Here is a 16,332-nt window from a genome sequence, read left to right as displayed (position 1 = left end):
TCATTTTGCAATTTCTAACGCAATTGTTGCAATGTCATGGGCGGCCTTTGGCTTGCCTAATTGTAACGCTCCTGCTGCCATTTGTTTTAATAAAGCAGAATTGTCCATAAACATTTCAATTTCACCGATTAAATCTTTCGGTGATAGCATTTTATCTACTATCATGTGGGCGGCCCCTTCTTGCACGAAAATGCGTGCATTATAGGTTTGGTGATCCTCAGCAGCATATGGATATGGCACTAAAACAGATGGAATCCCACGAACCGCCAATTCCGCCAGCCCAATAGCACCAGAACGAAACACTGCTAAATCAGCTGCCGCTAGAGCTTTTGGCATATCGTGTAAATACGGCAACACCATTGTGGCTTTACCATATGTAAATCCGCCTAACTCCTTGGCGATATCTGCTTGATTTGACTGTGTAAAATCACCATCTAATGCGGCTTTCACCGTATCAAATTCACCAGAGCCTGTGACGTGAATCAATTTAAGATTCTCTCGATTTTTAAAATGCTTGTGTACTTCTATCATGGCTGTATTAATAGTACGCGCACCACGAGAACCACCAGCAATCAACACAGTAAAATCTGTATCAGTTAAATTGAAATAATTACGACCTTGTTCGCGAGTATCTACTAATACCTCTGGACGCACAGGATTTCCTGTATATACAACACGTTTTGCTTTGCCAAAAGATTTTTTAGCTTCTTCATACCCAACGGCTACAACATCCACAAAACGGCTTAAAATTTTGTTCGTAATACCTGCGATTACGTTTTGTTCTTGAATAATAGTAGGCACCTTACGTAATGCAGCGGCTAGTAAAATGGGGCCGCAAACATAACCACCTGTGCCGATAACAACATCTGGTTTAAAATCAGAAATAATGGCATTGGCCTTTACAAGAGATAAACAAGTTTTTCCCAATGTAGTTAATGTTTTTAAAGACAACTGACGTTGCAAACCTTGTACGGGAATCGTACGGAATGCAATGCCCTCTTTTGGAACTAACGTAGCCTCTAAACCAGCCTCTGTACCTACATATAGTACTTCAGCGTCAGGAAGAATAGCCATAATTTCTTTATAGATAGTGATAGCTGGGTAAATATGACCACCTGTACCACCGCCAGAAATGATGATTCGTTTCATTAAGGCTCGCTCCCTTCTTCTAATGCTAATACTTCTTTCTTAAAATCCTCGCCCCGTTCTTCAAAGCAAGAATACCAATCGAAACTAGAACATGCAGGAGATAATAATACGATATCCCCGGGCTGTGCCAAGTCACGACCTAATCGAACTGCTTCCTTCATACTTTGGGCCCGATGAATGTCTTTGATCCCCGCAGCTCTTGCAGCATCTTCAAATCGCTCAGCTGCTTCTCCCATCAGAATGAGTTCTTTTGCTTTTTCTTTAACCAGTATCATAAACTCTTCTACTGGCGTCATTTTATCATGACCACCCATGAGCAAAATAACTGGTTTAGGAAATGCTTGCAATGCTTTTACAACAGAATCTACATTCGTCGCCTTAGAATCGTTATAATAGGTCACACCATTGATTGTTTTTACACGTTCCAAACGATGTTCTACACCAGTAAACGTAAAAATTGCATTACGAATTAACTCAGCGCTCACACCCAATGCATAGGTTAATGCAATAACGGACAAAATATTTTCAATATTATGTGCCCCTGGGATATGAATTTGGACCACTTCAATAATTAATTCTTTATTACCATTACGAACCACATAGAGATGACCATTTTCATAATATGCACCATTCTCTACTGCATGCTTTTGGCTAATATATAATACCTGACTACGGGCACGGTTTGCCATATCGACTACAACCGCATCGTCTGCATTTAATACTAAATAGTCCGTTGGTGTTTGAGACTTAAAAATATTCTCCTTCGCCAACACATAATTTTCCATTGTTTTGTGGCGCGCCAAATGATCTGGGCTAATATTGAGAACAATGGCCCCTAATGGGTGAAATTCCTTAATAGACTCTAATTGATAGCTAGATAATTCTGCAATTAAATAGCCACCTATAGGCATTTTATAAGCCATTTCACTCAATGAATCGCCAATATTACCACCTACAAAAATTGGTTTACCTGTTGCTTTCATTACTTCTGTGAGGAGTGTTGTAGTTGTGGTTTTACCATTAGTTCCTGTAACCCCCAAAATAGGAGACTTGGAAATATCATAGGCTAATTCAACTTCACTGACTACCTCGATACCACGTTCTTTAGCGGCTTTCACAATGGGAATATCCAAGGAAATACCTGGAGATATAATAATACGATCCACATTATCTAACAAAGACTCATCTTGGTGCCCCGTAATAACCGTTACTCCTACCGTCTCAAGCATGGCTTGTACATCACTAGGCAATTCAATTTTCTTATAATCATTTAACACCACGTGAGCACCTAATTGTGCCACCACATGAGATGCACCGATACCACTTTCACCAGCGCCAAGAACTAGAATGTGTGTATTGTTATAATCCATCATGAACCACCTAAGTAAGAAAATACTGCATGTATCATCACTAATCATATACCAATGACTATGAATGAGAAAAAATAGAATGTTAACGTTATCGTACTGCCAATAAAACACCAAGTACCGCCAATAAAGCGCCACCTAACCAAAAACGATTGACCACCGTTTGTTCGGACCAACCAGATAATTCAAAGTGATGGTGGATAGGACTCATTTTAAACACTCGAACACCACGAGTTTTAAAGGAGATAACTTGAATAATTACAGATAAAGCTTCCATGACAAAAATCCCACCAATAATGACAAGAAGAAGTTCTGTCTTCGTCAAAATTGCCATGCCTGCAAAGGCACCACCTAAAGCAAGTGATCCAGTATCGCCCATAAATACCTTTGCTGGGTTGATATTAAATGCAAGAAAACCTACACAAATAGCACAGACTATAGCACCAAAAACAGCTACACTCGGCATATTATGAATCAAACCAATAACAGCAAAGGCAATTGCTGCCACCGCAGATGTACCAGCTGCAAGCCCATCAAGACCATCTGTAAGATTAACAGCATTAGTAGAGCCCACAATAATCAAGAAGGCTAATACATAGTAGCCCCAACCTAAATTCACATTAATATCTGCCACTGGAATCCACAATGTAGTAGGAATCACTAAAATCTCTGTAATAAAATAACAGAACACCGCTGCCAAAATAAATTGACCCAGTAATTTTTGTTTTGCTGTAAGACCTAAATTGCGTTTTTTTACAGATTTTACGAAATCATCAAAGAATCCTAACAAGGCATGACCTATAGTTAAGAACAATAACATACCTGTGGCTACATTCCAAGGCGCAAAAATTGCAATACCTATTATCATGGCAATCATCATAAATGTACCACCCATAGTAGGTGTGCCGGCTTTCGCTTGATGACTTTCAGGTCCTTCTTCGCGAATACTTTGTTGTGCATGTAATGATCTTAATACAGGAATACCTAGTTTTCCTAATATTAAGGTAATAATTAAAGTAGCGGCAAAGGCTAATACGATTTGGTATATCATAATGACTCCCTTTTCTATCTATGAATAGCATAATACGGCTAGTATGACCTAGCCGATTATACTACAGAGCTTCACGCTCTTTCAATTCTTCTACAACGCGCTCCATTCGTAATCCACGAGATCCTTTTAAAAGAATAACATCGCCTTTTTCACGAACGTCGCAATATTCATTAGCCATATCCAAATGACTATCACATCTATATACTGTAACACCATATTGCTTCGCTTCTTTAGCAATATATGCTGCCGCCTCTCCAAAGGTAAATACAATATCATAGCCTTCGTCAGCTAGAAGCTTACCAATTTCACGATGTTCTTTTTCAGTATACTCCCCTAATTCTAACATGTCACCTAACATGGCAATTTTCCGTTTACCTTCTAGTTGACCTAGGGCTTTAATAGACTCAGCCATAGAGGATGGATTTGCATTATAGGCATCATTTAACACAACAATATCATCGAAGGTCACAATTTCTTGACGCATTGGCGTACCAACAAAATCACCAAGTCCTTTTTTAATTTTTGTAGAGCTAATGCCCAAGACGCGACCTGCACCAATAGCAGCTAATGCATCATATACATTATGTGTACCAATCATTGGTAAAAATATATCAAACACTTCGTCATAGCATTTACATGTAAATTTGATGCCATCTTTCTTATAACGCAATTGGCTAGCAATCACAGTAGCATTGCTTTCAATACCATAAGTGATGGTTTTGCCCTCTGTCAATTGACTCATAGCCTTAACATAGGGATCATCTTCATTCAAAATGGCAATGCTATCTTTACCAAGGCAACGTATTAATTCACCTTTAGCCTCTGCAATAGCACCTTGAGATCCTAATAGTTCAATGTGAGATGTACCAACATTTGTAACAATACCAATTGTAGGTTCTGCAATCAATGCTAATTCTTCAATTTGACCAAGACCACGCATCCCCATTTCAACAACGCAAGCTTCATGATCTGCGGTTAATTTCAGCAATGTTTTTGGCAGACCAATTTCATTGTTAAAATTCTTTTCTGTTTTCAATACATTAAACTGTGTAGCTAACACAGCTGCCACCATATCTTTTGTTGTTGTTTTACCAGAGGAACCAGTAATAGCTACAACAGGAATATCAAAACGACGACGATGATATCTAGCCAACTCCTGGTATGCGACTAAAGTATTTTCCACTTCAACGCAAAAAATACCATCAACAGCACGGCCTTTTTCAACAATCGCTGCCGTCGCCCCTTTTTCAATGGCTATTTTAATAAAATCATGGCCATCAAAAGTATCACCCTTTAAGGCTACAAACAAATAATCTTTCTCTATAGTTCTTGTATCTGTGGATACATCTAATAATGTGAGTTCTTGTTGTAATTGGCAACTACCATGGGTAGCCTCTACTACTTCTTGAAGTGTAAATTGTGCCATCTTATTTCTCCTTAAGAGCTTCTCGTGCCACTTCTCTATCATCAAAATGAATAGTTCTATCTTTTAAAATTTGATAGTCTTCATGGCCTTTACCAGCAATAATTACAATATCTCCAGTGCGAGCACTGCGCACAGCCTTTTTAATGGCTTCTTTACGATCTACAACCACTTCGTACGTAGAACCTTCACGGAGCCCCTCTTTGACGCCCACTTCTACATCTTTTACGATTTGATTTGGATCTTCTGTACGAGGATTATCAGAAGTAACGAAAATAGTATCTCCAAACTCGGCTGCGATACGTCCCATAATAGGACGTTTTGTAGCATCGCGATCACCACCGCAACCGAAGACAACAATCATTTTGCTCTCTTTAATCTCTTGAGCTGTTTGTAAAATATTTTGTAAGCCATCTGGTGTATGGGCATAGTCCACTACAACTGCAAAATCTTGACCTTCTTCAATCAATTCGAATCGACCAGGTACAGATCTAAAGGACTGCAATGCTTCATCAATTTTTTCCATGGAAATATTTTCATACAAACAAGCACCAATGGCCGCCAATGTATTATACACATTAAATAGGCCCGTGGTATTCATCTTGATAGGATATTGTTTTCCGTCAAACTCAATAGTGTATGTTGATGTTTTAGATGTCATCGTCACATCATGAGCATTTAATGTACCTTTACCTTGCGTACTATATGTCATAGTTGGTGCTGTTGTGGCTTCTATCACACGATGACCATACGGGTCATCAATGTTAATTACAGCGCCTTTACCAGTTTTCACTTGGTTTGATGCACTTACTTGCTCAAATAATTTACATTTTGCTGCTAAATAATTTTCAAAGGTCTTGTGAAAGTCCAAATGATCCTGTGTTAAATTCGTAAATACTGCCGTATCATATTCTACACCAGATACACGACCTAACGCCAATGCGTGAGAGGAAACCTCCATAATGCAGTGTGTCACACCTTCATTTACCATTTGATTTAAAATATGTTGTAAATCAACTACATCTGGTGTGGTGTTGTGGATTGGATAGGATTTGTCTTCAATCATAATATGAATGGTACCGATAATCCCCACTTTATGCCCTTGAGATCGTAAAATATGACGAATCATATGCGTCGTTGTTGTTTTACCATTAGTGCCAGTAACACCAATCATACGCATTTTATTGGCTGGGTAATCAAAGAATGAAGGAACTATATCCATCATAGCTTGGCGAGTATCTTCTACCTTTATGATGCATACATCGCTAGATACAGTCACATCTTTAGAAACCACTAGCGCTACTGCACCAGCATCTACTGCTTTCTGAGCAAATGTATGGCCATCTACTGTAGCACCATCCAAACAAATAAATAGGCTCCCTTTTTTTACTTGGCGAGAGTCCGCAGTAATATCTGTAATCGTTACTGTTTCATTACCTGTAATGGATATTATTTTAGTTGTTGTAAGCAAATCTGTTATTTTTTTCATCCTTGCCACTCCTTATCACAAATCAGTGTCTTATCACTGTGACTGTATATACGCAGTAAAAGCAGCCCCATAAAGGGCTGCTTTACCTATTAATCTACTATCTGAGACGCCGCTCTTATATTGCGTTCTGCAGTAGTACTTTTTGTGCTATAAACAAAAGAACTAGGTAAAACCATTCCCAATTTTTCTTCTGCAATTTTTTGAATACGCACTGGGGATTTCAAAGCAGATACTTCAACATCCAAAGTATCATTGTCTTTTGTCAATTGCACGATGTTTTGTTGAACCTTTACGACTTCATATCCTACTTTTGTACGAAGACTATTAATAACCATAACGCCTAAGCAAAAAAGAACTAATACAAGGCCCCATGAAACCAATTGTTTCATCATAGGACTAAAATCAAAAACAAAACTCACGTCCCGTTTCTGACGTCCCACATATATATCTGGTTTTACTTGTGCCCCTACTGCTTTTCTCGCTAGCATTACTAATAGCCCCCTCAAAAATTATATCTTTATAGCGATTCGCAATTTAGCACTCCGTGAACGAGGATTCAATTCCACTTCTTCTGGACTTGGCTCAATCGCTTTATTCTTAGCTTTCACCGTTGCCACATGGTGACATACACACATCGGTAATTCCGGTGGGCATATACAACCTGTACTCAACTCTTTAAATGTTTGTTTTGTTATTCGATCCTCTAAAGAATGAAATGTAATCACTCCGATTCTGCCACCCGGTTTAAGCAGTGATACTGCATCTACGAAGCTATCGTGAAGAATTTCTAATTCACGATTCACCTCAATGCGAATAGCTTGAAATGTTCGTTTTGCCGGATGCGGACCATCTTGCCTAGCCTTAGCAGGAATTGCTTTTTTTATAATACTTACTAATTCACCAGTGGTTGTTATCGCATTCTCTTCACGTGCTGCAACGATGAATTCGACGATGCGCTTAGCCCATCGTTCCTCACCATATTCACGCAAGATGCGATGTAACTCATCTGGTGCATAATGATTTACTACATATTCAGCGGTAATTGGTGCACTCTTGTCCATACGCATATCTAATGGGCCATCATTCATATAGGAGAACCCTCGATTTGGGGTATCCAATTGATAACTCGACACGCCTAGGTCAAAAATAAAACCGTCAACCTCTGTAATACCTTTATCAGTTAGTGCTTGTTTCAAATTCGCGAAATTGGTTGGTATCGTCATCACCTGGCATGTTAAATCGCTCAATCGTTTTCTCGCAACACCTAGTGCATCTTCATCTTGATCAAGACCTACAATCATCCCCTTCGGTGAAAGCTTCTCCCCCACCGCATGAGCATGACCTGCTCCACCAAGAGTGCAGTCTACATAAATCCCATCAGGATTTTGTACCACACCGTCAACTGTCTCACGTAATAATACGCTTGTATGATTAAATTCCAAGACAGCCTCCTATAACATAATACCTTCCAAACTTTCCGCTAATTCTTCCATGCTTGGTGCTACTTCTTCATCATACGATTCATATTGTTCGCGACTCCAAATTTCAACATGATCACCAGCGCCCAAGATAACCGCATTTTTTTTCAAATGTGCATGTTCACGCAATGGGCTTGGTACCAGCACACGACCTTGACGATCAAAATCAAGTTCAGCAGCGCTACCAAATACGAAACGTTTCAATGCACGAATACCTGCTTTAGTGGATGGTTGTGATTGTAAAGCAACGGAAATTTTTTCCCATTTTTCTAGTGTATATATGGATAAACAGTCATCGAAGCCCTTAGTAACGATACAAGTATCGCCTAATTGTTCACGTATTTTTGCAGGAATAATCAAACGACCTTTTGTATCAATCGTATGGTTAAATTCGCCCATGAACATGCTTCGTCACCTCCCTTTCTATTCCATATTCACCACTATATGGTAAATTCTACCACATTCCCCCACTTGATACAACAATTAATTAATAAAAAATGCCGATTTTATATAGTTTTTTACTACAATCTTTCTTTTTCTCCTTTTCTCTCTATATTCTACGAATTTATGTTCGACATTATAAATATAAAAAAACTTTATCAAGATTTCTCAAGATAAAGCACCTAATCTAGATATAATATATATAAGGTTTTATAGCAACAAAATCATACAATTTATAGTTTCACAACATACTATTATTTAGATTTTATTAATCTCACATATCAACCATCATTATATTCAATTTTTACTAATCCCCCACTTTATTTCCCTCACTTTTCCACAATGTCACCTATAGTTACAATTTACAAAAGAATCAAATAATGCAAAAATCCCCCACTATGTGACACCACATAATGAGGGATATATATTTGATTATAATTGTGCTTCTACAGCACCTTGTAAATCACCTTTAGGCAAGTAACCAATTTTACGATCTACTACTTCACCATTTTTTACTACTACGAATGTTGGTAACACTTCAACTTGTAATGCACGTGCTAAATCAGTTTCTTCATCAGCATTTACCTTTACAAAGTTTGCTTTACCTTCCATTTCACCAGCGATTTCTTCTACTATTGGCATCATGCGAACACAATAGCCGCACCATGGTGCCCAGAAATCAATCAAAGTAATACCTTCTTGATTAAGAAGATCTTGGTATTCTGCAGTTTTTAATTCTTTTAATTCGCTCATTGTTGCCTCCTAAGGTAATTGAACTAATACGCAATCCTCTATGACATTTAATCCCACTTCTGTAGCTTTTTTCACAACAGCCGGTTTATCTGCGCCTGGTTGTAACCACACCGTAGGAATACCTAATACTTTACATTCATCAACAGCAGCTAATCCTACCTTTTCTGGAACTACGAAATCCACAACATTAGGAACTACTGGTAAATCCGTTAATGATGAATAGCACTTATCACCATCAATACTATCAATATTAGGGTTTACTGGATAGACTTCATATCCATGATTCTTCAGATGTTTATAGATCTTGTAACCGAACTTATCGGTCTTATGTGTTGCTCCAATTACGGCCCACACTTTTTGATCGAGAACTTGTTGAATTGTCATAAGAATCACCTCTTCTATTTATATTATAGCTCGATATCGATATTTGTCAATATATTAATATCGAATTTTATTAATTTAATTTCGCACAACAATTTCATCTCTAAACAATGTATCAACACTCATTAGTTCTGAATTTCTTGCACGTTCAACCAATTCGCATAGTGTAATCGTTCCATGTGATAAAAGCTCATCTTTCATCACTAAATCACACTGTTTACAGAGTTCCCCCAAAATTCTCTCACTACTATATCCAGATTCACGCAGTTCCTTAATAGTTATACTCTTCTGTCGTTTAGATAATCTATGGCCTTCTACATCAATCAATAAAGGGGCATGTCCATAATGTACTGGGCTTTCACCCAACAAAGAATATAAATACATTTGTTGTGCTGTTGTGTCCAGCAGGTCTGCACCTCTAACAATCTCTGTAACCCCCATTGCCACATCATCTAACGTGACAGCCAGATTATATGCAAACATACCATCCCCACGTTTCACCACAAAATCATCCACTTCACTACGAAGCACTCGAGTTTGTAATCCTTGCCAACGATCCATAAACTCTATGGTACGATCCTCCACCTTAATTCTCCAAGATGGTTCTTTCTGCGTCCATTGCTCTTTTATATCGGCTAACGACAAGTGGCGACAATGACCGTCATATAAATGGGGAATTTCCCCACGATGTGGGGCTGATGCAATGCTCTGAATACGTGCCCGATTACAAAAACACGGATATACAAATCCCACTGACTCCCACTGAGCGAGTGTTTTTTCATAATAATCATAACGCTCACTCTGCCAATAAGGGCCATGTGCCCCACCTATTCTTGGGCCTTCATCCCACTCAAAGCCAAGCCACTCTAAATCGTCAAGCAACTGTTCACCTAGCTCACGCTTAGATCGCTGTATATCAATATCCTCCATACGAACAAGAAATGTACCATGTTGTTGCTTTACCGATAAATACGACAAAAGAGCGATCCACACATTACCCAAGTGGATATGTCCTGTCGGGCTCGGTGCGAATCGTCCTTTCATTGTTATCTCCTTACTAGTTATAAGCAATACCTAGTCATTACTTGCCATATTCAGTCTATTAATTTGGCAAAGATACGATTTCATCAAAGGTACTACCAGCCGCTTTGATTTTTTCTTCATTTCCCATTGCACAAATGTGATTATCCTTAATAACAGATTCTACCACATCTGCCAATGCCACGATGTCTTGTGGTTGGCAGGCAATAACTTGTTTACGGAATTCAACCTTATCGGCTAAATTTGTACCACTAAAATACAATCCCATAGCACGGGGACCACGCAAAGATGGTGTCATTGTCAAATCTAAAGAACTCATAGTACCAATGATATATTTACGCATTTCACGATCTGTTAGGTTAAAATTACGTAAATATTCAGGTAATTCTTTATATACATCTAGGGTTTCTGTAAGGTTAGGATCACGGTAACTACAGAATACCATACTGCCATCATTATAGAAATTCGCAAAAGCACCATAGGCACCACCTTGCACACGTATACGAATCCATAAATATTCGTAGCGCAAGATAACCTCTAATACACTCATAGCACCTTTATGGTCAAACCCATGATCTTTAAAATTACCGCCTTGAGCCACATATTGCACCTTACCAGCTGTGACAATAGCTTCGTTAGTTGCTTGTTTTGTCATTACTAGCTTATTACCTGGAACTACATCATGACTCCAATTAGAAATAATTGGTGTAATCATGTCGATAAATGGTGCTAATTCCTCTTCCTCACCAACAAACATGATATCTAGATTATTGGATCTAAAGATTTTCTTAGCTACTTCTGCTAATTTTTCCGGTAATAATGGTAATGCTGCTGGATTTGTAGCTAATTCACTGATTTTTTGATAGTAACCCAAGTTACCGCTATCACGGAATTTACCAGCCCCGGATACTTGTGCCAATACGCGTTGCGTCACGATAGTGTGTCCACGCCGGAATGCCTCATTATCCCAGATAGCTTTGCTTTCTTGTACGAGTTCCGTTAAACGTTTTACATTAGTAAATCTAGATTCGCTAATAATTTCGTTAACAATACGGCACAAATCAGCCAATTTAGAATGTAAAGCCTTACTGCGCACAATCAACAATGGTGTGAATTCATCACGAGTACCATCCTTGGCAATGGCTGTAATATCCGCAGTAAAACCACCTAAATTTAGATTAATATCCTTAGACAATTCTTCATAAGAGCGTTTTGTGTCTACACGACTCAAAATATCCGTCAAAATATCTGCATAGAACAAGTCTTCTTCGGTGAGGCAATCTAATTTGAAATAGAATCCAGTGTAGTTAATACCTTTGGCAAAGGTTGGCACAAAATGAACCTTTGTGTCTCCTACCATTTGTTCACGCCGTTCTACATCTTCAATATTTGGATTCAAATCAGATAATTCAAGCAATGGAATCGATTCTAGTGCTTCTTCAGAATCTGGTGTTTCTTGACGAATTTTCAATGCTTTTGTTTGTTCCACAATGGCATTAATTTCATCTTCACTCATATTAGCTTTAACCGCTGCCAATTTTTCTTTTACAGCTTGATCTTTTTTAGCTTGTAACCCTTTTTCAGGATAGATAGACACTAATGCTTTATGCGTATTGTTAAGCAGTGTTTGAGAAATTAAATCTTCAAAATATGTACCGCTCAAGCCTTGACGGATATTTACTAGTGCTTCTTCATAATGCAATAATTCCAATGGATCCATATCATAAAGCCATTGGTCCATCATACGAATAACATAAGCTAAGCCAATTGGACGTCCACCAAAGTCATTTTCACGCAATGTAAATTCAATACTATTTAAAGATGCTTCTAATAACTCTTTATCGAGACCATTTGTTACCATCTCTTTTAATGTAGATTCCACAATGTCTTGCAACAATTGTTGTTTATCCATTTCAGAGCCAGTCACTGTCACATTCCACATTGGTTGACGAATACTGTCTAGATAATAGCCGGTTACATCACTGCCGATGCCAGCTTTCACCAAGGCCTGTTTCAAAGGCGCTGCAGAGGATGTCAACAATGCATGTGTTAACACCTCGTAGGCTAAACTCTGTTCTGGTGTCATATGTGTTAACACATAGGACAAGGCGTGCAGTGTTTTATTATCTGTACCTTCATCGGCACCAACGCTAAATGGATAGCTCACAATCTTACCTTCTGTAAATGGTTGTTGAATTCCCACCTCTGTATGCACATCAATGGCATCAAAATGTTGTAAATATTCATCATTCAAGAATGCCAATTGTTCTTCGATATTCATCGTGCCATATAGGAAAATATAGCTATTGGATGGATGATAATGAACACGGTAGAATTCTTGGAATTGTTCATACGTTAAATCCGTAATGAAATCAGGATCCCCACCAGAATCTACACCATACGTAGTATCTGGGAACAATTCATGCATAATTTGACGTTCCAATACGGAATCAGGAGATGAATAGACCCCTTTCATTTCATTGAATACAACGCCCTTGTACGTCAATTCATCATCAGCATTATCTAATTCATAATGCCACCCCTCTTGCATCACGATTTCTGGGTCATTCGCCACACGAGGATACAATACGGCATCCAAATATACGTCCATCAAATTATGGAAATCCTTGTCGTTCTTGCTGGCCACCGGATACATTGTTTTATCCGGATAGGTCATAGCATTTAAAAATGTATTTAAAGACCCCTTAACGAGTTCCACAAACGGCTCTTTTAATGGGAACTTGCGAGACCCACATAAAACGGAATGCTCCATGATATGTGCGACACCAGTGCTATCGCTAGGTGTCGTACGAAACGCAATATTAAAAACTTTATTCGTATCTGGTGAATCTATGTAAATTAGACGAGCACCAGATTTTTCGTGCTTCATTTCATAGGCAGTGCCATTGATTTCATCAATTCGTTCAACACGATTCAATCGGAATCCAGAATATACTTGATTTAACTCCACTGTACCCCTTCTTTCTATTATTAAATAATAAACACAGATGTGAATCTGTGTTTTTCTAGTGATTTCAATGTATTTCATCATTGTGAAAACTAGTACTTACTACACCGTCCACATATGAATGTACTTAAAATTATCGATATATATTATATCATATTTTAGGAAAATCTTACATACTAAGAACGCTTATCATATGCCATAAATATTCGTATAGCAGGTAAAAAACGCCAGAAATAGATTGAGTATTGAAAGATTCCTATTAAAACTATATACGTTAAACAAAAAAACGCTTTATTTCTAAAGCGTTTTTTCTGTATTTCGTTGTAATGAATGCACTAATTCATCGATTTGTTCTTCTGTATGACCAGCCATTAATGTAATACGCAATATGGCTTCGCCTTCAGGAACCGCCGGATAGCGAATCGGAGTTGTCCAAATCCCATCCTCCCATAGTTTTTCAGCCATCGCTACCGCTCTTGTCGCACTCCCCATAGGAATTGGTACTATATGACTACTATTCTGTACCGCAAAACCAATGCTGGCCAATCGTTGCACCAAATACTGCTGATTATGTTGCAACCGTTCAATCAACTCTGGATGTTCTTGAATATAGTCTAGAGCGGATAACGCAAAGGCAATAGAAAAAGGTGAACAAGAGGTCGAAAACATATAACTACGCCCTAAATTCTGTAGTAAGTGAATAATAAGTTGAGAACTAGCTACAAAGGCTCCTTCTGAACCTATAGCTTTACTTAGACATCCCATAAGGATATCAGGGCGTGGTGTATAAGGCATATTGGTAATACCAAATCCATGGGCATCATCAATAACGGTAATCGCCTCCCATCGTTTACCGACTTTCACAAAATCCTCTAGTAAAAGTACATCTCCATCCATGCTAAACACATAATCTGAAACTAATATAATAGGCCCCTTATGACCATTACGTCGTGCATCCCCTACCATGGTTTCCAACGCCTCAAGATTCATATGTGGATATACAGTTACCTGGGCGCGACTCATGCGGAGACCATCAATGATGGAAGCATGGTTTTTTTCATCCGAAAACACAAGTGTATCAGGAGTAACCAACGCAGAAAAAATCCCTATATTAGCCATATATCCAGAAGAAAATAATAGGGTTGACTCATATCCAGTCATTTTAGCTAATCTAGCCTCTAATTCAACATGTAATGCAGTATTACCTGTGGTCAAACGAGAACCACACGCCCCTGCACCATAAGTTTTAGAGACTTCAATAGCCTTGTCCCAAAGTGTAGGTAATTCACTGATAGACAAATAATTGCTAGATGAAAACATCAATATGTCTTGATGATCTACAACAGATTTTGTCAATTGAGCCGATTCAATGATACGTTGAGATCGTAGTAAACCTTTATCCAATAATTCTGAATATTTTGATTCATAGATTTCCCACATAGCAGTTTTAACCCTCTTTTACTATTACCACTTGATGCTCCAAATAGTGTTGACATGCTTCCATATCAGCTAATCTAGAGTCTACTACTAAAATCCTACCACCCAAATTAGATCCATAGGGCTTAACTTTTGTAATACGACAATACGCATCAGCAGTAGCAATATAACCAATTTGGTATTCTGGATCATCAGATATACAAATCTCAGCTATTACACCATCTGCTGATAATGCTTTGGAGGCAAGAACAAGAGCCTCTTTATAATGATTTTTTCCTTCGTCCACCACTGTAGTATTTTCATAATCCATATTTGACAATCTAATGCCTCTCTCATGATCTGGTTCCAAACGAGAGTGTGTTGCTATATCATACATAATGGCCCCTCTCATATTCCCCGTTTTCGCCAATACATCAACGAGGTACCCTGCCAATTCAGAGGAGAAGCCTGGCAATGCACTAAGTTGTTTTGCCATTATTTTTAATCCATCCTGATAGGTATCTACGGCTATCATGTTCGTGGGTAACGCTTGAATATACTGAATGCATTTCTCTTCAATACCTTCCACCTTGATATTGATGAAAGTAGGCTTACCTTTGCTATGATTTTGTGCACGGGTGATAAGTTGTTGACTCACCTTGGGAACTGCAGCTTCATCAACAATTCGCTCTGCTCCAGATACATGAACCTCTTGTCCGCACTCCCACTTAGAGGCCCTCATCTTCACACAATACTTCATCTACACCAACCCCTTTGACCATGGAGTTTCCACATATTCTAAAAATCCAGTTTTCTTCATCATTTGATATCCCTTTGTATACAAAATATAAGCTACTAACGGGGTTATCACTAGGCCTGGTAAAATTGAAATAATCAGAGGTAATACCGGTACTTGAGTCACTACACTCACTGCAAATCGAGCTGCAATGCTTCCTAAAGGACCAGAAATCAATAAGGATACTTTTCTTGTACCCAATATGACAATACACAAGCCTACAACTAAGCGAAATACAAATTGAATCAAAATTCCATACACTGTAATGGTTCCCATTGAAAATGCAAGTATACTTGCTAATATACCGGCCAATATATACGTTCGAAATCCAAATAACATGGCAATTGTCACCGCAATAGGCGCAGACATTTGAAATTCCGCCCCTCCCACAGGAGATGGGATTTTAAAATAACCACTAACTAATATCAAGATACCTAAGAACGCTGTCAATACTAACTCTTTTGTTTTCATTGTCACACCTCTATACACTTCATGGCACTATAAATCTAGCCCCATAATATCAAATCACATTTATTTTGACAACTACAAAATTATAATAGGTTAACAATATAAATATAA

15 protein-coding genes are annotated in these 16,332 nt (G+C 38.3%); all 15 read right to left on the bottom strand.

The window, feature by feature from the left end; translation table 11 throughout:
• Complete coding sequence (gene murG, locus RVY80_RS03095; protein WP_317329659.1) at positions 1 to 1,149, bottom strand: undecaprenyldiphospho-muramoylpentapeptide beta-N-acetylglucosaminyltransferase; 1,149 nt, start codon at positions 1,147 to 1,149, stop codon at positions 1 to 3.
• Positions 1,149 to 2,519, bottom strand: a complete 1,371-nt coding sequence (gene murD, locus RVY80_RS03090; RefSeq protein WP_317329658.1) for a UDP-N-acetylmuramoyl-L-alanine--D-glutamate ligase — start codon at positions 2,517 to 2,519, stop codon at positions 1,149 to 1,151. Before murD ends, murG begins: the two co-directional genes overlap by 1 nt.
• 88 nt (positions 2,520 to 2,607) lie before the next feature.
• On the bottom strand, positions 2,608 to 3,567 hold the full coding sequence (mraY, locus tag RVY80_RS03085; RefSeq protein ID WP_295192649.1) for a phospho-N-acetylmuramoyl-pentapeptide-transferase: 960 nt from the start codon (positions 3,565 to 3,567) through the stop codon (positions 2,608 to 2,610).
• A 61-nt stretch (positions 3,568 to 3,628) separates the two neighbouring features.
• A complete protein-coding gene (locus RVY80_RS03080; RefSeq protein WP_317329657.1) occupies positions 3,629 to 4,993 on the bottom strand; it encodes a UDP-N-acetylmuramoyl-tripeptide--D-alanyl-D-alanine ligase in 1,365 nt (454 codons plus the stop codon).
• A gap of 1 nt (position 4,994) precedes the next feature.
• Positions 4,995 to 6,479 (bottom strand): UDP-N-acetylmuramoyl-L-alanyl-D-glutamate--2,6-diaminopimelate ligase, encoded by a 1,485-nt coding sequence (locus RVY80_RS03075; protein WP_317329655.1) that lies wholly within the window; start codon positions 6,477 to 6,479, stop codon positions 4,995 to 4,997.
• A gap of 89 nt (positions 6,480 to 6,568) precedes the next feature.
• Entirely contained in the window at positions 6,569 to 6,967 is a 399-nt protein-coding gene (gene ftsL / locus RVY80_RS03070; protein WP_317329654.1) for a cell division protein FtsL, read from the bottom strand.
• 21 nt (positions 6,968 to 6,988) lie between these two features.
• Entirely contained in the window at positions 6,989 to 7,921 is a 933-nt protein-coding gene (rsmH, locus tag RVY80_RS03065; RefSeq protein ID WP_295188600.1) for a 16S rRNA (cytosine(1402)-N(4))-methyltransferase RsmH, read from the bottom strand.
• A 9-nt stretch (positions 7,922 to 7,930) separates the two neighbouring features.
• The gene (gene mraZ, locus RVY80_RS03060; RefSeq protein WP_295188597.1) at positions 7,931 to 8,362 is read right to left on the bottom strand and encodes a division/cell wall cluster transcriptional repressor MraZ; all 432 of its coding nucleotides are present in this window, start codon (positions 8,360 to 8,362) and stop codon (positions 7,931 to 7,933) included.
• A 468-nt stretch (positions 8,363 to 8,830) separates the two neighbouring features.
• Positions 8,831 to 9,151: a thioredoxin family protein gene (locus tag RVY80_RS03055; RefSeq protein ID WP_295192651.1), complete on the bottom strand. Its 321-nt coding sequence runs from the start codon at positions 9,149 to 9,151 to the stop codon at positions 8,831 to 8,833.
• A 9-nt stretch (positions 9,152 to 9,160) separates the two neighbouring features.
• Positions 9,161 to 9,535 (bottom strand): CoA-binding protein, encoded by a 375-nt coding sequence (locus RVY80_RS03050; protein ID WP_295188591.1) that lies wholly within the window; start codon positions 9,533 to 9,535, stop codon positions 9,161 to 9,163.
• Between the two features lie 75 nt (positions 9,536 to 9,610).
• Entirely contained in the window at positions 9,611 to 10,576 is a 966-nt protein-coding gene (gluQRS, locus tag RVY80_RS03045) for a tRNA glutamyl-Q(34) synthetase GluQRS (RefSeq protein ID WP_295188588.1), read from the bottom strand.
• Between the two features lie 58 nt (positions 10,577 to 10,634).
• Complete coding sequence (locus RVY80_RS03040; protein ID WP_317329650.1) at positions 10,635 to 13,544, bottom strand: insulinase family protein; 2,910 nt, start codon at positions 13,542 to 13,544, stop codon at positions 10,635 to 10,637.
• A gap of 294 nt (positions 13,545 to 13,838) precedes the next feature.
• Positions 13,839 to 14,981, bottom strand: a complete 1,143-nt coding sequence (locus tag RVY80_RS03035) for an aminotransferase class I/II-fold pyridoxal phosphate-dependent enzyme (RefSeq protein ID WP_317329648.1) — start codon at positions 14,979 to 14,981, stop codon at positions 13,839 to 13,841.
• A gap of 7 nt (positions 14,982 to 14,988) precedes the next feature.
• Positions 14,989 to 15,717: a 6-carboxyhexanoate--CoA ligase gene (locus RVY80_RS03030; protein WP_295192656.1), complete on the bottom strand. Its 729-nt coding sequence runs from the start codon at positions 15,715 to 15,717 to the stop codon at positions 14,989 to 14,991.
• Positions 15,718 to 16,224 (bottom strand): hypothetical protein, encoded by a 507-nt coding sequence (locus RVY80_RS03025; protein ID WP_295192658.1) that lies wholly within the window; start codon positions 16,222 to 16,224, stop codon positions 15,718 to 15,720.
• Positions 16,225 to 16,332: the final 108 nt, after the last annotated feature.

The organism is Veillonella absiana (assembly GCF_032970865.1).
Taxonomy (GTDB): Bacteria; Bacillota; Negativicutes; order Veillonellales; family Veillonellaceae; genus Veillonella; species Veillonella absiana.
Note: the sequence above shows the minus strand (reverse complement) of the source record. Positions and strands in the feature narration are given on the sequence as shown.